This is a genomic window from Desulfovibrio biadhensis, from assembly GCF_055388615.1.
On record NZ_AP042477.1, the window covers coordinates 1,809,775 to 1,834,238 of the forward strand.

Here is a 24,464-nt window from a genome sequence, read left to right on the forward strand (position 1 = left end):
CGCAATTTTTATGCAAAAAAGCGCTCCGAAAATATATTATTCGCCCTCTGGGTCCGGAAAAAGCTTGCCCGGGTTGAGGACGCCAGCCGGGTCAAACAGCTTTTTGATGCCGCGCTGCAATGAAATGCTCTTTTCTGAAAGCTCCATAGGCACAAAGGGGCGCTTGGCAATGCCCACACCGTGCTCTCCGGACATGGTGCCCCCAAGTTTCAGGACCAGACGCAGGGCATCCTGAACGGCGGCCTCCACCTTTGGAGCGTCTTCACTGTTTTCAGCTGTCAGGTTCAGGTGGATATTGCCGTCGCCCGCATGGCCAAAGGCGTAGATACGCACGCCATGGGTTTGCTCCATGGCGGGGAGCGCCCCCACAAGGGTGGCGATGGAGCCGATGGGCACCACAACATCTTCAGGGATGTACACCTTGCAGGATTCATGGATGCGCACCGAGACCTGACGCCGCACCCACCAGAGACGCTGGCGTTGCTCTTCATCCGCAGCGGGCAATACGCTTGTTGCGCCAAATTCACGGCAAATAGCGGTAATGGCTTCGCTTTCGCGCGCTGCCTGCGCCTGGGAGCCGTCGGTTTCGATGAGGAGCAGGGCGCCGTCTCCCTTGGTGTCAAAGGGCAGCAAATCGCCCACAAGGGCCAGGCAGGTATGGTCCAGAAATTCCATGGCGGATGGCAGGCAGCCGCGGGTTAGAATACCTGTAACGCAACGCATGGCCGCGCCCATATCGGGGAAGGCGGCAACCAGGCTGCGGGTGGCCTGGGGCAAGGGAACAAGTTTGAGTATCAGCTTGGTGATGACGCCAAAAGTGCCTTCGGATCCTACGATGAGGTGCGCCAGGTCGTACCCCACCACACCCTTTCTGGTACGCACGCCCGCGGAGACGATCTCGCCCGTTGGCAGTACGGCTTCCAGCCCAAGAACATAATCGCGGGTGGTGCCGTATTTTACACAGGCAGGGCCCCCCGCGTTGGTGGCGGCGTTGCCGCCGATGCTGCTCGTATCGAGGCTGGCTGGGTCCGGAGGATAAAACAGCCCCTGTTCTCTGGCTGCATCGCGTAATGTTGCAGTGATGACGCCGGGCTCGACTTCGGCCACCAGGTTCGCCGCATCGATGCGCAGGGAGTTCATGCTTTCCATGCAGAGAATGACCCCGCCATGCCCTGGATTGGCCCCGCCCGCCAGGCCGGTGCCAGCGCCGCGGGGCGTTACCGTAAAGCGGCGTTCGTTGGCCAGTTGCATGAGTGCGGAAATTTGTCCGGCGTTCTGGGCGTACACAGCCGCCTCGGCCTGGGAGAGAGAGGGCAGGCCGCTTTCGTCGCAACAAAGAGACGCCAGTTCCTCGGGCAGTGCGCAGCAGCCTTTTGGGCCAAAAATATCGCGAAGTCTGTCCAGCGTATCTTCTGAGAGGGCAACGTAAGGGGCGCTCATGCATCAACCCCTTTTGCTTTCAAAACCGGGGACGGAAAGCCTGCCTTCTACCCAGTGCAGAATCAGCGTGGCCAGGGTGACCAGCAGCAGATAGTAGATGCCGACCACAAGATAGACCTCGGTATTCTTCCAGGTGCTTTTGGCAATGGCGCGGCCAACGCCGGTAAGCTCGTTCACTGTGATGATGGATGCAAGCGAGGAATATTTAATGAGGTAGATGATTTCGTTGCCGCATCCTGGAAGGGCGCGACGAAAGGCCTGTGGCAGAATGACGTGGAGGACCGTTTTGAAAGGCGACATGCCCAGGGCGTGGGCAGCCTTGATCTGTCCCCCTTTGATGGAGAGGAGGCCACCGCGGATGTACTCCGACTGATAGGCGGCGCTACAAAGGGCAAAGCCTACAATGGCCGCCGTCTTTGGCCCCATGACAATGCGAAAGCCCCAGAGATCGGCATACGGAAGAGCAAAATACCAGAAAAAGAGCTGCACAACGAGTGGGGTGCCGCGGAAAAGAGAGACATAGGCGTCTGTAATGGCTTTTGTCCATTTAGGCCCAAAAACACGCAGAGCCCCCACCACGATGCCCAGAAATACACCGATAAGGGCAGAGGGAATGATTAGCTGCACGGAGGTGATGAGGCCGTGGTTCAGGCCGGGCACCACATCCTGGGCTATGAAATTGAACACCTCGCTCACTATGCGACTTCCCCCGTGAGTTCATTGATTTTGGTGCAGAACGATTGGGTGCGTGAGCTGGAATCCTTGCACAAGAGCTCTGCGGGCGAGCCGCGTTCTATGATGTGCCCCTTTTCCATGAACAGAAATTCGTCGGCCAGGGAGGCGGAAAAGCTGATCTGGTGCGTAGCCATGACCATGGTCATTCCTGCTGTCGCCAGGTCGCGAATAACGGCCAGCACTTCGCCGATGAGTTCAGGGTCCAGGGCGCTAGTGGGCTCGTCCAGCAGCATGACCTTGGGGTCCATGGCCAGAGCCCTGGCAATGGAGACGCGCTGCTTCTGCCCCCCGGATAGCTGGGCAGGGTAGAGGGAGGCCTTGTCGGCAAGGCCAACACGGTCAAGCTCGGCTTCGGCCCGTTGGGTGGCTTCCTTTTTCGGGATGCCTTTGACCTTGACCAGGGCGATGCGCACGTTCTCCAGGGCGCTGAGATGGTCGAACAAGTTGAAATCCTGAAAGATCATGCCCACTTGCTGGCGGAAGGAGTAGAGCTCTTTTTTGCTTTTGCTGTTCACCTCGCGGCCTTCGAGCCATACATGGCCGCTATCCGGGGTGATGAGCAGGTTGGCGCATTGCAGAAAAGTGCTTTTACCACCCCCGGAAGGACCGATCAGAACTTTGAGATCGCCCTTCTTGAGGGTCATTGTGGCGCCGTCGAGCACCAGATTCTCACCAAGGGACTTGGTGATGGAGTCGACGTGCAGGATTGCATCGTTTTGCGGCATGAAAAATTCCTTTTCAGGGCGCCCCACTAGTGGGAGTAACCCGGGATGCGGACCTTTTTTTCTATTTTTTTCAATGCTCTGACGCCCAACAGGGTAAGGATGTAAAAGATGACCCCGGCAAAAAGCGCCAAGGGCAGCGGCTGGTGGGTCGTTGCTGCCACCGAGCGCGTGCGGGACATGATTTCCATGACGCCTATGACGTAGGCCAGGGCCGAGTCTTTAAGCAGGATTGAAAATTCGTTGGACCAGGCAGGAATGGACAACCTGAGCGCCTGGGGCAGGATAATGCTTTTGATGGCTGTGAAATCGCTCATGCCCAGGGCGCGGGCGGCTTTCAGCTGTCCCTCCGGCAAGGAGAGGATGGAGCCCCGAAAAATTTGTGACTGATAGGCCGCGCTGGTCAATCCCAGAACGATGACCGCGGCGGCAAAGGCGCTGTCCAGATGGATTGCGGCGAAAAACGAAAATTTGCCCAGCCAGGCCAAAATGCCAAAATAAAAAAGGTACAGCTGCACAAGAATGGGGATGCCCCGGAATATCCAGACATAGGTGCCGATAATCTTGCGCAGGGGTTTAGCGCCGTATACCTGCCCCACTGCGAGGGGAATGCCCATGCAGAAGCCAAGCCCCATGGCGCCGAGTATAAGTCCGGCAGTGTACCATGTGCCGCTCAAGATGTAAGGGAGCGCTTCCCAAATGGCCTGTATGGCCTGATTCATCTTCAGAATTCTCCATGCTTCGGGTGTTGCCGCAGTCCCGTGTCTCACAGTGAGAGAAGGGCAAAACGGCCCGGAAGGCGCCAGGGCCTTCCGGGCCGGAGTCGGCTACACGGTAAGGCTGCCGGTCTATGGAATGTCGTACTTGGCCTTCAGCTCTTTCCAGTAAGGATCGGCCATGAGCAGTTCAAGCCCCTTGTTCAGGGTTTCCAGCAGCTCTTTGTCGTCCTTGCGGACGGCGTAGGCGTAGTTTTCAGGCTTGGCGTCAAAGGTGCCGGCAATCTTCAGCGGCTTGTCCTTCATCAGCTCAAAGGCAATGGAGCTGTCCATGCCAGAGCCGGCGATACGGCCGATGGGCATATCCTGCAGCGAAAGGTCGGTGGAATCGTAAAGCACCAGTTCGAAGTCATACTTCGGGTCCTTGGAGAGCTTTTCGAGCAGCTTGTTGGTCACTGTGCCGCGCTGCACGCCGATCTTTTGGCCGGAGGTCAGCATCTTTTCCAGGCTCATGTCGTTGTCTTTGTTGACAACCAGCACCTGGGTCACCTGATAGTAAGGATTGGTGAAATTGACGATCTTGGCGCGTTCTTCGGTGGCGCTCATGCCGGAAGCAATGAGGTCGATCTTGCCGGAGGTCAGGGCGGGGATGATGCCGTCCCAGTCCATGGGCTGGTGCTTGACCTTGAAGCCCATCTTTTCGGCGATCCAGTTCATGGATTCAACGTCAAAGCCCGAGGGTTTGCCGTCCTTATCTACAAAGCCGAAAGGAGGGAAACCAAAGTCGATGCCGTTCACGTATTCTTTTTCTTGTGCGACGGCGCTGCCGCAAGTGAAAGCCAGGGCCAGGGCCAGGCACGTCAGAATGGAGAAAATCTTTTTGGCCATCGAGAACACTCCCCTGAAAAATGGATGGTTATGAAAGGTAAAGACGTCCGCGAGTCGCATTTTTCAAATGTGGCAAAACGGTAGCAACAATGTTGCCATTAGCCGTGCCAGACGCATGGGAAGTAGCAGACTCGTGCCAAGTTATCAAGTGAACAAGCTGCCGACGCGCCTGATATCTGGCTTGTTGCGACATGCGCAGGGGGTAGCGTCATTACGCGCAATCGGGTAGGGAACTCATGCGCGCCGCGAGGCGCATCCTAATAATACTGACGAATGAGAGGAGCATACCGTGGAGCCGCCCCTGAAAAGCACTTTGGAGCCGGCAACGTCCCAGTCCTTTTTGCCGGTTGAATCCCTGGAGACGACTGCCCGCTTGCTGATAACCTGTCCGGATAAGCCCGGCATTGTTGCTGCCGTGACAAATTTTCTTTTTTCGCACAACGTCAACATCACCGCACTCGACCAGCACTCCACCAAGGCGGAGGGCGGCGTCTTCTTCATGCGCCTGGAATTTCAGACCCCGCATCTGGATGTGACCCGTGACGCTTTGGAAGAAGCCTTTGCCCGCGTAGTTGCGGATCGGTTCAATATGGACTGGCGCATGTGCTACGCCTGTAGTCCGAAACGTATGGCGATCCTGGTTTCCGGGCATGAGCACTGCCTTATGGAACTGCTTTGGCGCTGGAGCCGGGGTGAATTGCATACAGATGTTGTCATGGTCATCAGCAACCACCCTGTGTGCAAAGAAAAAGTCGACGCTTTTGGCGTTCCTTTTCATCACATCCCAGTGGAAAAAGGCGACAAGGCCGCCAGTGAAGCCCAGATGATCGAACTGATGGATGGCAAGGTGGATTGCGTGGTGCTGGCGCGCTACATGCAAATTCTTTCTCCTGAATTCGTCTCCCACTTCGAGGGGCGCATCATCAATATACACCACTCATTTTTGCCTGCTTTTGCCGGGGCGGACCCGTACCGCCAGGCCTATGAAAAGGGCGTCAAACTCATCGGGGCGACCGCCCATTACGTTACTGCTGAGCTGGACGCCGGGCCGATAATCGAACAGGACCTGGCCAGGGTGAACCATCGCCACAGCGTCAAGGACCTGAAGGACATGGGGCGCGATCTGGAGCGCCAGGTTCTGGCCCGGGCCGTGCGCTGGCATCTGGATGACAGGATTATCGCCCATGGGAATAAAACCGTGGTTTTCGTGTGATGCCGCAATAGCATTTCCCTTCCGGGATAAATCGGGGTAGTAGTAGCCGAACAAGCGCTCCGCCCTTGACGTGGCGGGGTAAAGTAAGCGATGAAATTTACCCGTACTGCTGTAGGAAACGAGAGCCGTATAAAAACCGCGCAGGCGGTGCGGCTATATTTCAAGTGGTTCGGAAACAAAACGAAATCAGCTCACAGACCATCCTTATCAGGGAGGAGTTACATGAAACGCTTTTTTCTGCTTGCCGTTCTTGTGGCCATGCTCCTGCCCGCAGTTGTCCGGGCGGAGACCTACACTGTTTCGGTGAACCAGTTCGTTGAGCACCCCGCCTTGGACGCCGTGCTCAAGGGCTTTCAGGACGGCATGAAGGAACTGGGGCTGGACGCCGAGTACAACGTGCACATTGCCCAGGCCAACATGGGCACCACCACGCAGATCGCCAGCCAGATCCTTGGCGAAGAGCCCGATGTGGTCCTGGCTATTGCTACGCCTTCCGCCCAGGCATGTGCGCAGAAGATCAGGAACATCCCTGTTCTGGCCACCGCGGTTACCGACTTTGTCGGCGCGGGCCTTGCCAAGGACATGCAGGCTCCCGGCGGCAATGTCACCGGTATGACCGACATGAGCCCCGTGGCCGAGCAGGTTGATCTTATCCGCGAATTTCTGCCTGACATGAAGAGCCTGGGCGTGATCTACAACGCCGGGGAAGCCAACTCCGTAACCCTGGTCAACATGCTCAAGGACGCCTGCGCCAAGCATGGCATTACCGTAGAAGAAGCCACAGTGGCCAACTCCGGCGGCGTGTATCAGGCCGCCAAAAGCCTGGTGGGCAAGTGCCAGGCCGTGTATATCCCCACGGACAATACGGTTGTGGCTGCTCTTGAATCCGCGCTTAAAGTGGGTGACGAGACCGACCTGCCCATCTTTAGCGCAGACAATGATTCCGTGGAGCGCGGCACCGTGGCATCCCTGGCGGTGGACTACTACCGCATGGGGCGCCAGACCGCTTCCATGGCCAAGCGTATCCTGGTGGACGGTGAAGAACCCGCCACCATGCCCGTGGAAAAGCTTGAAAATCTTATGGTGTATGTGAATCCCAAGGCCGCCGAGGCCATGGGTGTGGCTATCCCCGCGTCCGTGAAGGAGCGCGCTGACAAGGTCGTCGAATAGCGACGCCTGCAACCAAAAATTAAAACTCGCCCCGGCCGGCTGCATGAAGTTGGTCGGGGCATTTGTTCGCCATGACCTGGTATGCATTTTACGGCGCCCTAGAACAGGGCTTTGTCTATGGACTCATGGTCCTGGGCGTGTACCTCACGTTCAGGGTCCTGGAATTTCCAGACCTCACCGTTGATGGCAGTCTGCCCCTCGGCGCTGCGGTGTCTTCGGTGGCCATTGTCTCGGGAGTCAGCCCGGTGGCTTCTCTTTTTCTCGCCACGGGAGCCGGGTTTCTGGCCGGTATGGTGACGGGCATCCTGAACACCAAGTTCAAGATTCTGCACCTGCTCGCGTCCATCCTGACCATGATCGCGCTCTACTCCATCAACATACGCATTATGGGGCGCCCCAATATTTCTTTGCTCGGCAAACCCACAGTGGTGGAAAGCTGGGCCGGGTTCTGGCAGGGCCTGGGCTTGCCCCCGAATCTTGCCGCCAGCGCATTTTTCGGCTGTATCGCCCTGGCCGCCGTGCTGTTCCTGATCTGGTTTCTTAAAACCCAGCTGGGGCAGGCCATGCTCGCCACGGGCGACAACCCCCAGATGATCACCAGCCAGGGTGTAAATACACACCGGATCATCATCTTTGGGGTGGGGCTTTCCAACGCAATGGTTGCCCTTTCCGGGGCGCTGGTCTCCCAGAACCAGGGCGCCGCCGATGTTAACATGGGGGTGGGCACCATTGTTGCCGGGCTTGCCTCGGTCATTGTGGGAGAAACCGTATTCGGCCAGCGTGGGGTCGTACGGCACGTGATAGCCGCCCTGCTGGGGTCTGTGCTCTATCGCCTGGCCATTGCTCTGGCCTTGTCCATGGAGCTGGGGCAGTTTTCATTCACCCCCAGCGACCTGAACCTGATCACCGCCATCCTTGTTGTCATCGCCCTGGTGGCGCCGCAATTGAAACAAAGGCTGCGCGCGCGATGCTGATACTCAAAAAGATCGTCAAATACTTCAATAAAGGCACCATCAACGAAGTCCTGGCCCTGAATAACCTGGACCTCATCGTGGAGCGTGGTGACTTTGTCACTGTCATTGGCTCCAACGGGGCGGGCAAGTCCACCATGCTGAACTGTGTTGCAGGGGGCTTTTTGCCTGATTCCGGGCGGCTCTTGCTGGCGGAAAACGATGTGACCAACTGGCCGGAATACAAGCGCGCCAAGTTCATCGGCCGCGTTTTTCAGGATCCCCTCAAAGGCACCTGCGCCACCATGACCATAGAAGAGAATATGGCTCTGGCCGCCTTGCGCGGCAAGGTTCGCGGCCTGGGCAAGGGCGTCAGGGCATCGCAGCGTGACATGTTCCGGGAGCAGCTCTCCAAGATAGGGCTTGGTCTGGAAAATCGCTTGCAGGATGTTGTGGGGCTGCTCTCTGGCGGGCAACGTCAGGCCCTGACCATGCTCATGGCGACCATCGTGCGCCCCTACCTGTTGTTGCTGGACGAACACACCGCGGCCCTGGACCCTAAGACAGCGTTGCAGATCATGGACCTGACACAGGACATAGTGGAAGAGCAGAAGCTGACCACGCTGATGGTCACCCACAACATGCACCAGGCCATACAGTACGGAAATCGGCTGGTCATGCTGCATCAGGGCGAAGTGATCCTTGACCTTGAAGGCGATGAAAAGAAGAATCTCACTGTGGACGATCTGCTGGAGCGCTTCCATGCCGTACGCGGCGAGGAGCTGGCATCGGACCGCCTGCTACTGGGGTAGTTTTTCAGCCTTGAGGTTGACCGGACGCAAATCCCGAGTATGCTGTCTTCCAAGGCCTGCATCTTGAAGGTCGACTGCAAGCGAAGCTAACGCATTTTCGTCTTTATACACGAGCACGCTTTGGGACAACATATTGTTGTTTCAAGGAAATGCATGAGGTCATCTACGCTGTAACCAGGCGAAGATGCTCAGAGGACAAGTACTATGCGAAAGAGCATTTCTTTTCTATTTGTTGCGATTCTTCTTCTCTCGGCCATGAACGCCTGGGCAGAGCCCAAACGTGATGTCTATTATCAAGTATCCACAATTGAATCATTGATGCAGGGCGTTTATGACGGCGGCGTGACCTGCGGCGCCCTCAAGGAACATGGGGACCTTGGTCTGGGAACCTTTCGCGCCCTGGACGGTGAAATGGTGGTCTTGGACGGGGAGGTCTACCAGGTGCGCGGCGACGGTACGGTGCATATGGTTCCCGATGTCATGGAGACACCTTACGCTGGCGTGACTTTTTTCGACCATGACGTCCAGGTGCATGTGGAGCCCCTGGATGGTATGGAATCCCTTGCTGCGGCCATTAAAGAAGCCACCAAGACAGAGCCCAACATGCTCTATGCAGTCCGTGTGGATGCGTCATTTGATCTTGTGCGCACCCGTAGTGTGGACAGGCAGAAAAAGCCCTACCCCTCACTGAGTGAGGCGGTGAAGGATCAGCCTGAGTTCACGTTTTCGCATCGCAGGGGCACACTCGTGGGTTTCTACAGCCCAAAGTTGATGGATGGCCTGGGCGTACCTGGTCTGCACCTGCACTTTTTGACCACAGAGCGCGATGCCGGCGGGCATGTGCTGGATCTGAAGGCGCCTGGCGTGGATGTCTTTTTGGACGCCACTCCCATTTTGAGTGTGGAATTGCCTTTGAGCAAGGATTTCCAGGAAGCTGACCTGGATGGATCGGTCAAGGATCTGCACAAAGTGGAGAGCGCCCGCCAATAGCGCCCGTTAATACCGACAACCGCAGTCTGCAAAATCGCGCCCCTGAAACCAACAGCAGGTTCAAGGGGCGCTTTTCATTTGTCAGAAATAACCGTCCTAGCGACGTTTATGCACGATGTTCTTTTCGGAGATTATTTCCAGACCGTCTGGGGAGACAGCAAGAAGATAGATGTCTTGCGCCAACCCATTTCTGGTCTTCTTGCCATTGTTCATTGTGTATTCGTAAAAATATTCCACACGTTTCAAGTGGGGGGCGCTGGTCTGGTATACCTGAATGTCGCCTTCCAGCTTGCGTTGGTGCATGGGCCAGAGTCGGAAGTAAAAGCCAAGTTCCTTGCGTATTCTCTTTTTCGGGACAATACCGATGTTGAGCAGGTCTACTGCATCGCCATAATGCTCGAGCAGTGCGTCAATGTTACCGGCGTTGTAAGCGGTAAGATACGATCTCACAAAGGCGTCGATGGAAGCGTCTGCAATGGCATGGCGCTTTTGGACAGGTGCGGAAGGCTGCGCTGCGGGTGGGGGTGCGGTTTTTAGCTGCTTGGGCTCGGGTGACGCTACAACGGGAGGCGGGGGCGGTGTGTAATCCGGCACCAGCTTGGCTATCAGTTGCTGCGTGGTGCCCGTCATGACGGCGTTGATTGTGTTGAAATCGTGGTTCGCCATGTTGGCGCTTTTTGCGGCCACTATTCTGCCGCTTTTCACGTCGATGATTTTGATATCCAGGCGACCGTTGGCGCCAAAAAGTATAAAGCCCCCCGTCAGGACGTATTTTGCACCGAGTAAGGCGCCGACTTGCTGCGCGCTGGATTCGACATTGCCCCCGTTTTGTCCAAAGTACTGTTCATCGAGTATCTCCCTGGTCTTGCGGCGCTCCACCAGACCGATGGAGTCCACGCTGCACAGTACCGTTTCGGCAATTTGCACCAGCAGGTTGCTCAGAACCTCGGCCTGCTTTTTATCTGCGCCATCAGTGGTGATGTCGAAATCAGTGACGGCCATGGTGAACAGAAAATCAGACTCCGTATCAGAAGGGGGCGTATTTTGAGCTGTCTCTGCACCTTCAACAGTGGGTGCTGTGTCCGCAGCCGTGAGAGCTGCAGCAGTATCCAGAGCCAGAACGCCGGCGGGAAAACACAATGGCAGCAGACAAGCCAGAAGTGACAGGAATATCCAGTCCCTTGTCGCGTATGCTAGGTTCAGGCTGCTGCGCATCTGGTCTCCAGAACATGAAGGATTCGTTCATAGTTTGTGTACTCCAGAGGCAGCCATGTCAAGAAGCCATATAGCTTGTGCGTATCCGTGTTCCTTGCACCTCCAGCACGGTGTAAGGGGAAACACACGATGTAAATGATGAGGGGGGCTGTGCATGAAAAAAGCGGACAGGGAAAAGACTCCCTGCCCGCTTGGATTCGTAGAAGTGATGTCTGCCGTCTGTCCGGTGGTTGTGCGGTAGCGTTCCGGAAGGACGGCGGGTGCTGCTGCCGACTACCAGACCAGACGGAATTCGTCGCGGCGGTTGTTGGCCCAGGCCTGCTCGTCATGGCCGGGATCAGCAGGGCGCTCTTCACCGTAGCTGATGGTTTCGAGCTGCATGGGGTTGACGCCCAGCAGGACCAGGTATTTTTTGGCGGCCTGTGCACGGCGTTCACCCAGGGCAAGGTTGTATTCCTCGGTGCCGCGTTCGTCGGTGTTGCCTTCGATGAGCACCTTCAGGGTGGGCTGGGCGCGCAGCACGTCGGCTTTACGCTTCAAAACGTCCTGAGCCTGGGGGGAAAGGGCGAAGCTGTCAAAGGTGAAGTACACCTTTTCGCTCATTACAACGCGTTTGGCCTGTTCCAGATTCTTGGCGGCCAGTTCGCTTTCGTTCATGCCGCCGGAACCCTGCTGTGCACCGGAGGCGTCAGCGCCGGGGGCGGAGCCGACGTTCTTTTTGGCGCAGCCTGCGCCCGCAGTCAAAGCCACTGCCAGAATCAAAGCCAAAAACCAAATGGGACGTACGTTCATAGGACCTTCCTCCTTGCGCATCATGCGCTTGGGTGTGTTCTTCCTCGTTGCGGGGTGAATTCCACCCGTGGCGGTGAAAATTGTTGGCACTGTATGATCTCGCAGCCGTTTTCTGTCAAGGTTGCAAGAAAGTTTTTACATTAGTTTTTCAATCGAAAATCCAAGTAAAGCTGCATGTTACATACTCATCACACATCTGCTGCCTTAAAATGCAGTTATTATAAGAAGGTATGCTTTGCCTGCCTGGTTTCGCAATATAACTGCCCATAGCAACAACGTTTAGCTAGTCCGTCAGCCCCCAGGCGGGAAAGCTGCCTTCGCCATTGGTGGGTATTTGCACCGGCTGGTCGCCGTGGCGGGTGGTCAGAAAAAGCTGCCGCCCTCCGTTTCTGGTGGAGGTGAAGGCCACAAAGTAGCCATCAGGTGCAAATGCCGGTTGCTCGTCGCTGCCTGGGCCAAAGGAAATCTGCTCCTCAATGCCGGTTTTCAAGTCCATGACAAAAATTCGGAAACCGTCCGGCATACGTTTTGTGTAAACCACCTTGTCGCCCTGGGGGCTCAAAGAGGGGTCGGTGTTGTAGGAGCCTTCAAAAGTAACCCGGTTCGCACCACCGCCTGCGGAAATGAAAATCTGGGGGCCGCCGAAACGGTCGGAGACAAAGGCCAGGGTCGAGCCTTTCTGATCAAAGGAAGGGGATACATCGATGCTCTGGCTTTGTACGAGCTTGCGCTCCACTTCCAGGGCGTTGTTAAGCAGCACGATGTCTGAGTAGTCTCCTTCCGACATGCTGGCCGCAATTTTGTTGGCTGCGGTAAAGGCAGGGCTGATGACGGTGCGGCCGCTGAAGGCCTTGGTTGTCACATTGCCGGTGGCCAGGTCGGCCACGCCCAGGGAGTGCTTGCGGTCGTCGATGTAGGTAAAGGCTATGTAGCGCGCATCCTTGGACCAGTCCGGGGACAGGCAATAGCCGTTCAGGTTGGTGACCTGATGCAGATCACGCCCCATGGGGCGCACCGTGAAAACATTTTTGCTTTCGCCCGTCTTGCGAACAAACGCCAGGGTGGAGCGGAAGAATTCGCCATGACCAGTCAGCTCTTCCATAAACGAAGCGCAAAAACGGTCCGCCACCTGAGGCAATTGCCCTTTGGTGACGTCTGTGTAGCTTTTGCCCAGCAACATGCGTTGGGTAAAAACCTGGAAAACACGCAACTCAACGCTGTTATCACTCGTCCACCCTGCAGTCAGCAGCAGGTCCGCCCCAACCAGTTGAAAACGTTTGTAGTCGATGGCGTCGTTTGTGTAGCCTTCCAGCCTGTCCCCCCCCACAATGGACTGGGGCGAAACAAGCTCGAGAAACGGCAGAATATCGAGGTTCTGACGGATCAAAGCCTGCAAATCCTGGGCAAGGGCGGGGGCGGGTGCGCCTTGCTGCCCCAGCGGTTGTGCCAGAGCCATATTCATCCGGCTCTGCCCGGGGCCGTAAATGTCGATGGTTACAGCTTCACCAAACGCTCGGGGCGCCGCGGCCATGATAAGCAGCGCTGCCAATATGAATATTCTCGTGCACGAGGACATGGTCGTACCTACCGCAGTTCCTGCGAGTTGAAGTTAATCCGGATGACATCCAGACCAGGGGGCGGAGGCGGCAGCAGGTTCACCTGCTGGGCCTCGGCAACGGCCGTGAGGATCGATGCGTCGAAGTCCTGGCGTCCGGAATGCTCGATCAGACTGTAATGGCGTATATGCCCATCCCTGTTAAGACGTACTTCCACCGTGGCCTTCAAAACCGTGGGCGAATTAAGTTTGGGGAATGCCCAGCGTTCCTTGATAAGGGAGGCAACGGCGCGCAAATACGCTGCGGATTGCCCGTTATTACTTTTCTGGAAGCGCTGACCTCCATTGTCTGAGCCGGTAGCGCCGCCGCTGCCTTGCATGGATTTCTGCAGATCAGCCAGTTCCTTGGCAAGGTCGTCGCGGTCCTTGGAAGTTTGTTTCTCCGCGTCGTTACGGGCATTTGCAATCGCTTGCGCCAATATTTGCTCCCGCGTCATTTGTGGGGCGTTCATGTCCCGTACTTCATGGGAACTGAATTTTATCTGAAACGTATTCAGCCCTGCCGGAGGTGGGGGCAGGTACTTCTGCATGGAATCGGCCACAGCGGTCAAAACAGATGCGTCAAATTTATAAGCACCAGATGACGATGCAAGCGAAAAATCGCGAATCTCACCATCAGTGTCCAGATGTATTTCAACTGCCGCAGCCAAAGCGCTGGATGTCTTTGGGGGGAGCCAGCGTTCCTTGATAAGAGCGGCAACGGCGCGAATATACGCGGCATAAAGCGTTTCGTTTTCGTTTTGCTCAGGCGATTGCTTGTCGACGTGCTGTTTGAATACTTCTCTGGCAAACCCCTCACGGTTAGGGCTTTGCTGCTGTGCAACTTGTGAGAGTGCATCATTCTGGCTGGCGGCCGCACGATGGGCGTAAAGCGCTGTGAGCATGATGGGCAGCGCTGCCAGCAAAAAAACTCTCGTGCACAATGCCATTAACGTACCTACCGCAATTCCTGCGAGTTGAAGTTGATGCGGATGACTTCCAGACCAGGAGGCGGAGGCGGCAGCAGGTTCACCTGCTGGGCCTCGGCAACGGCCTTGAGGGTCGATGCGTCGAAGTCCTGGCGTCCGGATTCGTTGATAATGCTATAATTGAGTACTTCCCCGTTTCTGTTGAGACGCATTTCCACCGTGGCCTTCAAAACAGTGGAGGAATCAAGTTTGGGGAATGCCCAGCGTTCCTTGATGAGAGAGGCAACGGCGCGCAAATACGCTGCGGATTGCCCGTTCATACCGTTCTGGCCGCCCTGACCACCACCGCCTGTTCCGGTACCGCCGCCACTGCCTTGCACGGATTCGCGCAGGTCGGCCAGTTCCTTGGCCAGCGTGTCGCGGTCCTGCTTCTCCTGCTTGGCTGCATCCGTACGCGCAGTCTGCAGCGCCTGGGCCAGAATCTGCTCCCTGGTGTCAGGCTTTTTCTGCTCCTGCTGCTTCGGCTTGGGCGTGGCGGCCGCCGCAGGCTTCGGCTGCTCCTTGGGCTTGGGCTCGGTCTTCTTCGGTTCAGGTTTTTTTTCCGGTTCTGGCTCCGGCTTTTTTTCCGCAACCTTTTTTTCAGGCTCAGCCTTTTTAGGCTCGGGCTTTTTGGGCGCTTCTTTCTTTTTCTGGCTGATGTCCTTGCCTTTTTCAGGAGGCGCCTTCTTTGCCACGGGTTGCGGCTTGGCCTCCGGCTTGGACTGCTGCACAGGTTTGGGCTGTTCTTTCGGCTCCGGCGCGGGGGGCGTCTGCTTCACTGCAGGAGCAGGTTCGGGAGCAGGGGGCGTTTCCGCCTTCTTGGGCTGGGCTTTTTCCTGAGCTTTCTCAGCAGGCTTTTCACCCGGACCAGGGTCGCCCGGGTCGCCAGGTTTGCCCGGTGCGCCGGCCAATGTCACAAGATTCACCTCATAAACCGGTACGTTCAGGTCTATGTGCGTTTGAGACACAGGCCAATACAGGGAACCAAAAATGATTCCGGCGTGAAGTAGTATGGATAATGTATAGCTGACAACGCGTAACATGGACGCGCCCATCCGATCCGGCTACCGCCGGAGTTACTGCGACTTCCCGGCCTTTTCGGCCGCGTCGGGTGTTGCGGGCTTCTTGCCGGATTGTTGCGCGGGCAGGTCGAGCTCCATGTCCTTTTCGGCAACCACACCCAGCTTGTCCACTCCGGCGTTTTTCAGTTCTCCCATGACCTTGACCACCAGTCCGTAGGGAACTTCCTTGTCCGCCCGCAAAAAGAGTTGCTTCTTCTTATCGGTGACCAGGCGCTTTACGTGACCGGCCAATTCATCAAAGGGCACCGCGTATTCGTCCAGGTACAACGCACCGTCACGGCGCACAGTGAGCACCATGTGGTCGCTGTCCGAAGGCAACGACTCCACAGTGCGGGTGGAGGGCAGGTCCACTTCCAATCCCTGCTCCAGCATGGGGGCAGTGACCATGAAAATGATCAAAAGCACCAGCATGACGTCCACAAAGGGCGTAACGTTGATTTCGGCTAGATGTCCGCCGCGGTTCATTTTTACGGCCATGGCGGCTCCCAAGCCCGGCTCAGTGAACACGGGCAGGATAAGGTTTCCAGGTTACAGCCTGACACCACCACCGGAGCGGGGCGGCACGGACTTTTGCTTGGGCTGTGTATCGTCCATATGCGGTAATTCACGCTGCACGCGGTTCAAAAACACGCCGGCAAAATTCACCAGATCAGCTTCGATGGCGCTGATCTTTCCTACAAAAGCGTTGTATGCAACGGTTGCCGGTATGGCCACGGCAAGCCCGATGGCAGTGGCAACCAGTGCTTCGGAGATACCAGGCGCAACAGCGGCCAGGGCCGCCGTCTTCATTTGGCCAATGGAGTGGAACGAGTGCATGATGCCCCACACCGTGCCGAACAGGCCGATAAAGGGCGCTGCGTTGGCGCATGTGGCCAGAAAAGATAGCGATGTCGTCAGACGCTGCTCCTGTTCGCTGACACTCTGGCGCAGGGTGCGGCGCAGGTTGTCCATGACCACGCTCATCTTCTCGCTGCTGCCATTTTCTTCCAGGCGGTTCAATTCGTCCACACCGCCGGCAGCCACCTGATAAGCAGGCGAACGAACGTCGCGTCCCATCAGTTTGATGGCGGCACGCAGACTGTCTGCTTCCTGGAATTCATACATGTTCCCCGCGACTTTGCGGCGGGCGCTGGCCAGCGTGAAAATTTTGGTGAAAATGATGGCCCAGCTTAACAGGGACATGACAGCCAATAAACTCAGCACGATCTTGACCACGAGAGTGGCGTGGCCCAGAAGCTCGAAGAGTTGCATCTCTTGCATGAGCGCGCTCCGGAAATAAGGTTTGGGAACCCTTACCATGTCTATCTAGATAAAGTCTACACCTGGGGGCGATACAAGTTGCGCGCCGGAAGGTCAAGGCATTGGCCTCAAAATACCGTGTGCATCACCCCAACAGCAGGTCACAAACAAATGGCAGCGATTCCTCTGCAGGTCCGGTTACCACAATGTCCGACACGTCTCCAAACATGGAGGTATCCATATTGAATTCCAATACTTTCCCGCCTTTACGCTTGGGGTACAAAGGCAGCGTATTGGCGGGGGCAACCTCTCCTGAAGTGCCTATAATAACCACCAGATCGGCCTGTTGCGCGGCAGCTAATGCGCTGTTCATGGCCTTGGCAGGTATCTGCTCATTAAAAAAAACAAAATCAGGCCGGATTATTTTGCCGCAATCTTCGCAATGCCAGGGAATATCAGCAGTAGTCAGGCTGGATACCTGTTGGGGGTCGTAGTCGCGTTTGCACCCCATGCAGTAGTAGCGTTGACCGGAACCGTGAAATTCGATGACATTGCGCGATCCTGCGCGCTGGTGCAGATTGTCTATGTTCTGGGTGACTACTGCCTGCACCTTGCCGGCCTGTTCCAGCCTGGCCAGGGCTTTGTGCGCAGGATTGGGTTTTGCCCCGCTGAAAATGGTGTGGGCCTCCAGCAGAAATTTCCAAACCTTGTCGGGGTGCGCGCGCAGGGCTTGCAATGTGGCCACTTCTTCCGGGCGGAAGCGTTCCCACAAACCACCGGGGCTGCGGAAGTCGGGGATGCCGCTCGGTACGGAAATGCCCGCCCCTGTGAGTACAAGGCAGCTTTCGGATGCACGCCAGATTTCGGCGGCGGATTCTGCGTCGGTTCTCCAATCTTTACTCATGGTCTCCAGACCTTTGTGTTTCTGTCAGCCATGAATGTCAGGGCAGGCATATTCATGGACTCGCCCCCCTGTACAGCGCTTGTGCCGAGTTGTGAAGAGGGGGGCGGGGAGCATCACGTAAAAGTTGCGTAAAATGCTATTATATTGCAAATGTTCGCGCCTTTGAAACGCCTTCTGTCAGCTGTTCCACAGGGTCGCGGCAGCACTGATTCCGGTTGCCAGGGGCATTGGAGCAAAGCCCAGCGCCTGGGCCTTGTCTATGCACAAGGAGACATCTGCAGGCCGTGACGCCGCCATTTTTACGGCGGCCAGAGGAACGGCTTGTATATCTTCGCCACTTTTGCCAAGTGCTGCAGCAAGGCGTTTGCCGAATTCCAAACGGGAAACTCGTTCGTCCCCTCCAAGATGCAGCAGGCCGCTGCCTTTTTCAACGGCTAGCAGCACGCCTTTTGCCGCATCTTTTACAAAGAGCGGCGTGCGGTATTCGTCGCTGAAGAGCGTAAGCCCCGCGCCGTTGTTCTGCATAAGTTCCCGCACCATGGTGGAAAAAAAGCCCGTGTCCGGAGTCTGAACTGGGCTTCCGTATAGCAGGGCCAGCCTGCAAATACAGACGCTCGTCCCTTGTGCTTGGCAGCCTTCCAACACCACGGCTTCGGCAGCGGCTTTTTGCCGGCCATATTCGCTTAATGGCTCAGGAGGAGCGTCTTCCGCATAAGGCGCCATTGTCCCGCTGAAAACCAGGTCCGTGGAGGCATGCACCAGCTTCAGACCACGGGCAGCACAGGCGCTTGCCGCCTCGCGCGGCAGCTCCACATTGAGCAAACGAGATTTTTCCGGGTCCTGTTCACACTTGTTTGCATTGGACTGGGCTGCCAGGTTCACCACTACATCTGGCCGCCAGGCTGCCACGGCCTCCGTGAGTGCGCCCGGCCTGGTGAGGTCACAGCACATGGCTTCGATGCGCGGCCCACTGAGCGGGAGGGTGTTGTGCCCAAGGGCAAGCACCTGCCAGCCGTCCTGGGCAGCTTGCAGGGCGAGATGTCCGCCCAGAAAGCCGCTGCCGCCTGTCAGCAATAGCCGTTTGCAGTGCATTCTGGCTCCATGGTGTCGTAAAAAAGCAGGCGCGTCATACCTGTTATTCGAGATACCTGTCTGTAATGGCATAGGCCATACAGCCGGAAATCGCAAAGTGCGGGCATCAGCCGTGCACTGTCAGGGGCGGTCTGCCGCCTTTTATTATTGAGGTGGGAGCGGGGCGAGATACGCATTACGGATAATGGACAATGATTGAATATCCTCTCAAAATTGGGCATGGTGGAGATTATTGGGCAGCCAACCAGCAGGAAAATCAATGCTGCCAAGGGAAACAAGTAGGAAATGCAATCAAGGATATTCCTGACGCAGAGGTTGCCAGGCATCTGGATGCTTGCTGCTTTTGCGATACTGGCGTTCATGGCCGCTTTTTTTCAGTATGCATCTGGAGCTCACGCCAGCGAACCAGCCAAAGAAATGCCGGGAGTTTTCGGCAGTCCACCCGTTGCAGCGCCGGATGCGGAATCCCAGGATTCGAACATCAAGATAGGCGGAGTGTACAGTCTTACGGGACTGGCCGCCCCTGCCAATACCTTTTCGCAAAAAGGCGCACGGTTGGCGGTGCAGGAGATTAACGCCGCCAACGGTGGTGTGATGGGGCGCAAGCTGGAATTGCAAATGTTTGACAACATGAGCACGCCAATTGGTTCCAAACTTGCCGTCAAACATGCGAGCGAAGCTGGTGTGGCGGCCCTGGTGGGTCCGAGTTGGAGTTCTCATGCGCTGCCTGCAGGGCGGGAGGCCGAGGCGCTGGATTTGCCCATGGTTTCGGACACCGCCACCATGCCGGCAGTGACCCTGGTCGGCGATTGCGTGTTTCGCGTGTGTTTTACCGACGTATTCCAGGCCAAGGTTCTGGCTTGGTTTGCCGCCAAAAAGTTGGGTTTGAAAAAGATTGTCACGCTGGTCAATTTGAACAGCGAATACAGCATAGGCCTGGATGCCCTTTTCCAGAGCCGGTTCAAGGCCTATGGGGGGCAGATCGTCCAGCGCCTTCCGTATAAAAGTGTAGATTTGCTCGGAGCGGAAGATTTCGGCGCGCTTGTTTCTCAGGTTGCCTATCTGGATGTGGATGGCGTGTTCATTCCCGGTCATGCGGAAAGCGGCAAGATAGTGGCGGCGTTGCGCAAGGAAGGGGTCATGGTTCCCGCACTGGGGGGAGATGGCTGGGAAGCCACCACCGCTGTAGATCTGGAAGGTAACGAAGGGCAGGGCGTGTATTTTTGCACCCACTGGTCCCCCCTGTGGGATAATGAAAAGACCCAGGCCTTTGTCGCGCGTTATAAAAATACTGTAGAGCTTTCATCTGGGCTCGCGTTGGCGTATGATGCAGTATACCTCCTGGCGGACGCCATGAATCGGGCGGGCAGCACAGATGCTGCGGCCCTGTGCGAAGCACTCAGTCAAACAAAAGATTTTTCTGGCGTGACAGGCTCCATTACTTTCGACGAGCATGGCGATCCGCACAAGAGCGCAGTCATCATGAGCTATGAACAAGAGACGCCGGTGTATCTGCAAACCGTGAGCCCGGAAGACATGCAGGCCAATCCATGAGACTGCAAAGCATCCGCTCCAGGGCTACTTTTGCGGTCTGGGCTACAGGCCTGATCGTTGCCCTGATCTTTGGCTCCGCGCTGTTTATGATGGAAAAACAGCGGCGGGCGACTGCCCTGGAAAAAATTGATCTTTTCCTTTCTGCAGTCGCAGGGCAACGCATGGAGAGCCTGGCCAACGAGCTTTTTGCCGGACAGCACGAAGCGCTGCAGCACAGCATTCAGAAATTGTTGGACGTGCAGAGTATAGACGCAGTGGCCTTGTACGATGCTTCGGGGCAGCTGGTTTTGCGCAGTGCGGATTTTGCCTCGCCTGATCTGGCGCCCGTGCTTTTGGAGCGGCTTGCAGAAAAGCCCTTGTTTCTGCGGACCCAGGCTGGCGAAAAAGACTACGCGCTGCACCTGGGAGATATTTCCGCCTATGGCGAGCGTGTGGGCTATATTGCCCTGTATTCGAGCCTTGCCCAGATAGAGCGGGAAACCACTCTGTATCTGACGCTTTTTGCCGGCATGGTCATAGCTGGCGTGCTCATCACCTCAGGGGCGCTGCAATATCTGCTCACTCGTCTGGTTTTGCGCCCCCTGGATTCCTTGCGCAGTGGAATCGCCAGTATTCAGGCCGGCCGCTTGGGAGAGCGGGTTCCCATGGAGGGCGATGACGAAATAGGCAGTCTGGCCAGCGCCTTCAATGAGATGAGCAAACGCCTCCAATCGCAGCAGGCCTCATTGCGCGAATCTGAGGAACGCTACCGTTCCTTGTATGAAAATTCCCTTGAAGGCATTTGCCAGATGACAGGAGATGGCCGGTTCCTGAATATGAATTTGGCCATGGCGCGTATTCTTGGCTACAACAAGCCGGAAGACGCCCTGGATGCTGTGCAGAGCATCAAGGATCTGCTCCATGTGCATCCCACGCAGCGTCGCGAAATCAAACAGTTGCTGCGAGAAAGAGGGCAGGCCAAAGGCTACGAGACCAATTTTCGCCGCAACGATGATGTCATGATCTGGATTTCCCTGAACGCCAACGCGGTTTTCGATTCCAGGGGAGAAATCGCGCGGATCGACGCCTTGGTCAGTGACATTACGCAACGCAAGCAGGCCGAAGAGGAACTTGAACGTTATCGATCTCACCTGGAAAAACTGGTGGAGGAGCGTACCGAGCAGCTTTCCCGACGTAATGAGGAATTGGCTGACGAAATAGAAGAACGGAAGCGCATTGAAAGCGCCCTGCAAACGGCAAAGCAGGACGCTGAGGTGGCCAATCAGGCAAAAAGCCGCTTTCTGGCCACAATGAGCCATGAAATACGTACGCCCATGAACGCTATCATGGGCATGGCCGACATACTCATGGACACGGAGCTGGATGAAGAACAGCGCGGCTATGTGGAAGTGTTTCGTTCCGCAGGGCGCGGGCTTATGTCCGTACTCAATGATATTCTTGATCTCTCCAAAGTGGAAACCGGTAATCTGAGTCTTGAAAGCATAGAGTTCAACCTGGGTGAATTGCTGCAGGAACTTGCGGAATTCGCGCACCCCATGGCTGCCAACAAGCACCTCTCCCTGCAGTTGGACATAGAGCCGGATGTCTGGCCCCACGTCAAGGGAGACCCCATGCGGCTGAGACAGGTGCTCACCAATCTGTTGGGAAATGCCATCAAGTTTACCAAAAAAGGGCATGTGCGGCTGCATGTGTCCAAACCAAAAAAAGTAGGCGAATTTTCCCATGTTTTTACGGTGAGCGATACCGGCGTCGGTATTCCGGAGAACAAGCTGGAGAGTATTTTTGACAGCTTCAATCAGGCAGACAGCTCCATTACCCGAGAATTTGGCGGCACCGGCCTTGGGCTGGCCATTTCACGTTGGTTGATAGGACTCATGGGGGGGCGCATCTGGGTGGAAAGCACCCCTGGCAAGGGAAGTGACTTTCACGTTGGGTTGTTCTTGCCCAAGCAGGAAGAAAAACAGGATAGAGATGGAAGCAATGACAGCGACGTTATGGCCGTGGCATTGCCGCCGCTGCGTTTGTTGCTGGTCGAAGATTCGGAATTCAACGTTTTTCTGATCCAATCGTTCATTAAAAATACCCCGTTCACCATAGATGTGGCTCGCAACGGCAAGGAGGGGGTGGAGCGTTTTGCCGCCAAGCACTACGATATGGTGCTCATGGATATTCAGATGCCGGTCATGGACGGGCTTGAAGCAACCCGCCTTATCCGGGAGATGGAGAAGAAAAGCGGCGCACATGTTCCCATCATAGCTTTGACGGCCCATGTGCTGCCCCCTGACATTGCGCGCTGCAACGAAGTAGGGTGCGACGCGCATGTTGCCAAACCCGTGAGTCGTGAGGCGCTTTTCTCGGCCATGCTGGAGCTCATTTACCCTGAGACGCATGACGCCATGGCGCAAGCTTCTGCGCCCTCCACAACGGAAGAGGCGATACAGAATCTGGCTGTTCCAGCGTCAAAGCAGGAAGAAGCAACAGATGCAGACGCGCAGGAGGAGCTGGAAGTGGTGGTGCCCCCTGAACTGGAAGATGTGGCGCCGAAGTTTCTGGAAGTCATGCGCGAGAATGCCCAGGCTGTACTTGATGCTGCCGCACGGGACGATTTCACCATTATCAGGACCTATTCGCACCAGATGCATGGCGAGGGAGAAGCCTACGGCTTTCCCCCTGTGAGCGAATACGGCAAGAAGATCAACAGCGCTGCCAAGGAAGGCGATGCAGGCACCGTGGCGGAACTGGCCAGAGGCCTGCTGCATTACCTCGACAGCATCCGCCTTGCCTGAGCATCGGGCAAAGGACGAAGCAAGAGCCCTGCAAGGGAGAATCTTGCAAAGCAGCTCCCGCCCCCCGCACGTACTTTTGCAGAGATCCTTTGGGAATGAAAAAAGGGAAGCAAGGGGGACCCAACAGACAGGCCCTCCTCACTTCCCCATGTAGTCCGATTGCAGCGTGCGACTCAGATGTCCAGCTTGGGTTTGACGTACAGCTCTTCCCCGTAGGCATCGTTGATGACCAAAAGGGGAAAGTCCACCACAGCAAGTTCGCGGATGGCTTCAGGCCCCAGGTCCTCGTAGGCAATGACCCTGGCTTCCTTGATGCACTGGGAAAGCAGGGCGCCAGCGCCGCCTGTTGCGCCGAAGTACACGGCCTTGTGTTCTTTCATGGCGGCTTTCACTTCATCGTTGCGTTTGCCTTTGCCGATGGAGGCCTTCAGTCCCAGGGCGTGCAGCCGGGGGGCGTAGGAGTCCATGCGGTAGCTGGTGGTGGGGCCGGCAGCGCCAATGGGGCGCCCCGGAGGCGCAGGCGAGGGACCAACGTAGTAGATGGCCGCGCCCTTCAGATCAAAGGGGAGCTCTTCGCCATTGTCCAATGCCTCCACCAGGCGTTTGTGGGCTGCGTCGCGCGCTGTGTATATCATGCCGGTGAGAAAGACCACGTCGCCGCTGTGCAGCTTCATGATGTCCTCGTCAAAAAGCGGTGTCTGCAAATGATGTTCAGCCATCAGAGCGTGACCTCCTTGTGCCGTGCGGAGTGGCATTGGACGTTCACGGCCAGGGGCAAGCTGGCCAGGTGGCAGGGCTCCATGGAGATTTTTACGGCCAGGCAGCTTGTGGAGCCGCCCAGGCCCATGGGGCCGATGCCCAGTTCATTGACCAGGCCGAGCAGTTCGGCTTCCTTGGCCGCCACATCCGGATCCGGATGCGTGTCGTCGAGCTTACGCATCAGGGCTTTTTTGGCCAGGATGGGCGCGTAGTCAAAGGTACCGCCGACACCGATGCCAAGAATGATCGGCGGGCATGGGTTGGGGCCTGCCTCCGCCACCCGCTGCAGGACGAATTTCTTGATGCCTTCCCACCCTTGTGCAGGGGCCAGCATGGTAACGCGCGACATGTTTTCGCTGCCACCGCCCTTGGCCATGAAGCTGATTTTCAGCTTGTCGCCAGGTACGGTGAAGGTGTGAATGATGGAAGGGGTGTTGTCGCCCGTGTTGGCCCGGGTCATGGGGTCGCAGGCAGATTTGCGCAGATACCCTTCCTGGTACCCTTTGCGCACGCCTTCGTTGATCGCCTCGGAAAGAGGCATGTCTTCCACATGCACGTCGTTGCCCATCTCCACAATGAAGACGGCCAGACCCGTGTCCTGGCAAAGGGGCAGGCCTGTTTCTGCGGCCAGGTCTGCGTTCTCCAGCAGTTGGCGATAAATTTCCTTGGCTACGTCAGACGTTTCTTCGGCTCGGGCTTTTTCGAACGCGTTACGTACATCCTCCGGGATGTAACGGTTGGCGTCCATGCACAGTCCGGCCACCGCGTCGATGATCTCCTGGGCGGGTATGGTCCGCATGGCGACTCCTTGGGATACAGGAAAGAAACAAGGGCCGGCCCCGG

General features: G+C 56.6%; 23 protein-coding genes. 7 read left to right on the forward strand and 16 right to left on the reverse strand.

Going from position 1 to position 24,464, the window contains the following annotated elements; all coding sequences use genetic code 11:
* Positions 1-36: 36 nt before the first annotated feature.
* The 5 genes from ACZ5EH_RS07885 to ACZ5EH_RS07905 all read right to left on the reverse strand — a co-directional run bounded on the left by ACZ5EH_RS07885 (position 37) and on the right by ACZ5EH_RS07905 (position 4,501).
* Positions 37-1,440 (reverse strand): FAD-binding oxidoreductase, encoded by a 1,404-nt coding sequence (locus ACZ5EH_RS07885; protein WP_464277576.1) that lies wholly within the window; start codon positions 1,438-1,440, stop codon positions 37-39.
* A 3-nt stretch (positions 1,441-1,443) separates the two neighbouring features.
* Positions 1,444-2,136 (reverse strand): amino acid ABC transporter permease, encoded by a 693-nt coding sequence (locus tag ACZ5EH_RS07890; RefSeq protein ID WP_464277577.1) that lies wholly within the window; start codon positions 2,134-2,136, stop codon positions 1,444-1,446.
* Complete coding sequence (locus ACZ5EH_RS07895; protein WP_464277578.1) at positions 2,136-2,900, reverse strand: amino acid ABC transporter ATP-binding protein; 765 nt, start codon at positions 2,898-2,900, stop codon at positions 2,136-2,138. The genes ACZ5EH_RS07890 and ACZ5EH_RS07895 overlap by 1 nt, the downstream gene beginning before the upstream one ends.
* A gap of 26 nt (positions 2,901-2,926) precedes the next feature.
* A complete protein-coding gene (locus ACZ5EH_RS07900; protein WP_464277579.1) occupies positions 2,927-3,619 on the reverse strand; it encodes an amino acid ABC transporter permease in 693 nt (230 codons plus the stop codon).
* A gap of 126 nt (positions 3,620-3,745) precedes the next feature.
* Positions 3,746-4,501 (reverse strand): ABC transporter substrate-binding protein, encoded by a 756-nt coding sequence (locus ACZ5EH_RS07905; protein ID WP_464277580.1) that lies wholly within the window; start codon positions 4,499-4,501, stop codon positions 3,746-3,748.
* Positions 4,502-4,856: 355 nt separating this feature from the next.
* Between ACZ5EH_RS07905 and purU the strand changes: the two genes are divergently transcribed.
* From purU to budA, 5 genes are all read left to right on the forward strand, one after another.
* Complete coding sequence (purU, locus tag ACZ5EH_RS07910) at positions 4,857-5,714, forward strand: formyltetrahydrofolate deformylase (protein WP_464278277.1); 858 nt, start codon at positions 4,857-4,859, stop codon at positions 5,712-5,714.
* 222 nt (positions 5,715-5,936) lie between these two features.
* Positions 5,937-6,884 carry an ABC transporter substrate-binding protein gene (locus tag ACZ5EH_RS07915; protein ID WP_464277581.1) on the forward strand — a complete coding sequence of 316 codons (948 nt, stop codon included), beginning with the start codon at positions 5,937-5,939 and terminating at the stop codon, positions 6,882-6,884.
* 71 nt (positions 6,885-6,955) lie between these two features.
* Complete coding sequence (locus tag ACZ5EH_RS07920; RefSeq protein WP_464277582.1) at positions 6,956-7,858, forward strand: ABC transporter permease; 903 nt, start codon at positions 6,956-6,958, stop codon at positions 7,856-7,858.
* Positions 7,852-8,646, forward strand: coding sequence for an ABC transporter ATP-binding protein (locus ACZ5EH_RS07925; RefSeq protein WP_464277583.1), 795 nt, complete (start codon positions 7,852-7,854; stop codon positions 8,644-8,646). Before ACZ5EH_RS07920 ends, ACZ5EH_RS07925 begins: the two co-directional genes overlap by 7 nt.
* A gap of 204 nt (positions 8,647-8,850) precedes the next feature.
* Positions 8,851-9,636: an acetolactate decarboxylase gene (gene budA, locus ACZ5EH_RS07930; RefSeq protein ID WP_464277584.1), complete on the forward strand. Its 786-nt coding sequence runs from the start codon at positions 8,851-8,853 to the stop codon at positions 9,634-9,636.
* Between the two features lie 96 nt (positions 9,637-9,732).
* On the opposite strand, the gene ACZ5EH_RS07935 is transcribed toward budA, so the two are convergent.
* From ACZ5EH_RS07935 to ACZ5EH_RS07975, 9 genes are all read right to left on the reverse strand, one after another.
* On the reverse strand, positions 9,733-10,851 hold the full coding sequence (locus ACZ5EH_RS07935; protein ID WP_464277585.1) for a CsgG/HfaB family protein: 1,119 nt from the start codon (positions 10,849-10,851) through the stop codon (positions 9,733-9,735).
* Positions 10,852-11,124: 273 nt separating this feature from the next.
* Positions 11,125-11,643 (reverse strand): peptidoglycan-associated lipoprotein Pal, encoded by a 519-nt coding sequence (gene pal / locus ACZ5EH_RS07940; protein ID WP_464277586.1) that lies wholly within the window; start codon positions 11,641-11,643, stop codon positions 11,125-11,127.
* Between the two features lie 283 nt (positions 11,644-11,926).
* On the reverse strand, positions 11,927-13,219 hold the full coding sequence (locus ACZ5EH_RS07945; protein WP_464277587.1) for a translocation protein TolB: 1,293 nt from the start codon (positions 13,217-13,219) through the stop codon (positions 11,927-11,929).
* 8 nt (positions 13,220-13,227) lie between these two features.
* Positions 13,228-14,163, reverse strand: coding sequence for a TonB family protein (locus ACZ5EH_RS07950; RefSeq protein ID WP_464277588.1), 936 nt, complete (start codon positions 14,161-14,163; stop codon positions 13,228-13,230).
* Positions 14,164-14,195: 32 nt separating this feature from the next.
* Positions 14,196-15,260: a cell envelope integrity protein TolA gene (gene tolA / locus ACZ5EH_RS07955; RefSeq protein WP_464277589.1), complete on the reverse strand. Its 1,065-nt coding sequence runs from the start codon at positions 15,258-15,260 to the stop codon at positions 14,196-14,198.
* A 21-nt stretch (positions 15,261-15,281) separates the two neighbouring features.
* Positions 15,282-15,764 (reverse strand): protein TolR, encoded by a 483-nt coding sequence (tolR, locus tag ACZ5EH_RS07960; RefSeq protein ID WP_464277590.1) that lies wholly within the window; start codon positions 15,762-15,764, stop codon positions 15,282-15,284.
* Positions 15,765-15,815: 51 nt separating this feature from the next.
* Positions 15,816-16,547, reverse strand: a complete 732-nt coding sequence (locus ACZ5EH_RS07965; RefSeq protein ID WP_464277591.1) for a MotA/TolQ/ExbB proton channel family protein — start codon at positions 16,545-16,547, stop codon at positions 15,816-15,818.
* A gap of 124 nt (positions 16,548-16,671) precedes the next feature.
* A complete protein-coding gene (locus ACZ5EH_RS07970) occupies positions 16,672-17,430 on the reverse strand; it encodes an SIR2 family NAD-dependent protein deacylase (RefSeq protein ID WP_464277592.1) in 759 nt (252 codons plus the stop codon).
* Between the two features lie 177 nt (positions 17,431-17,607).
* Complete coding sequence (locus ACZ5EH_RS07975) at positions 17,608-18,522, reverse strand: SDR family oxidoreductase (RefSeq protein WP_464277593.1); 915 nt, start codon at positions 18,520-18,522, stop codon at positions 17,608-17,610.
* Between the two features lie 285 nt (positions 18,523-18,807).
* On the opposite strand from ACZ5EH_RS07975, the gene ACZ5EH_RS07980 reads away from it, so the two are divergent.
* Entirely contained in the window at positions 18,808-20,076 is a 1,269-nt protein-coding gene (locus ACZ5EH_RS07980) for an ABC transporter substrate-binding protein (protein ID WP_464277594.1), read from the forward strand.
* On the forward strand, positions 20,073-22,862 hold the full coding sequence (locus ACZ5EH_RS07985; RefSeq protein ID WP_464277595.1) for an ATP-binding protein: 2,790 nt from the start codon (positions 20,073-20,075) through the stop codon (positions 22,860-22,862). The genes ACZ5EH_RS07980 and ACZ5EH_RS07985 overlap by 4 nt, the downstream gene beginning before the upstream one ends.
* Before the next feature lie 173 nt (positions 22,863-23,035).
* Here ACZ5EH_RS07985 and ACZ5EH_RS07990 read toward each other — a convergent pair whose 3' ends face one another.
* Together ACZ5EH_RS07990 and ACZ5EH_RS07995 are read right to left on the reverse strand one after the other, a co-directional pair.
* Positions 23,036-23,581, reverse strand: coding sequence for a Fe-S-containing hydro-lyase (locus tag ACZ5EH_RS07990; RefSeq protein ID WP_464277596.1), 546 nt, complete (start codon positions 23,579-23,581; stop codon positions 23,036-23,038).
* A complete protein-coding gene (locus ACZ5EH_RS07995) occupies positions 23,581-24,420 on the reverse strand; it encodes a fumarate hydratase (protein WP_464277597.1) in 840 nt (279 codons plus the stop codon). The genes ACZ5EH_RS07990 and ACZ5EH_RS07995 overlap by 1 nt, the downstream gene beginning before the upstream one ends.
* Between the last annotated feature and the right edge of the window lie 44 nt (positions 24,421-24,464).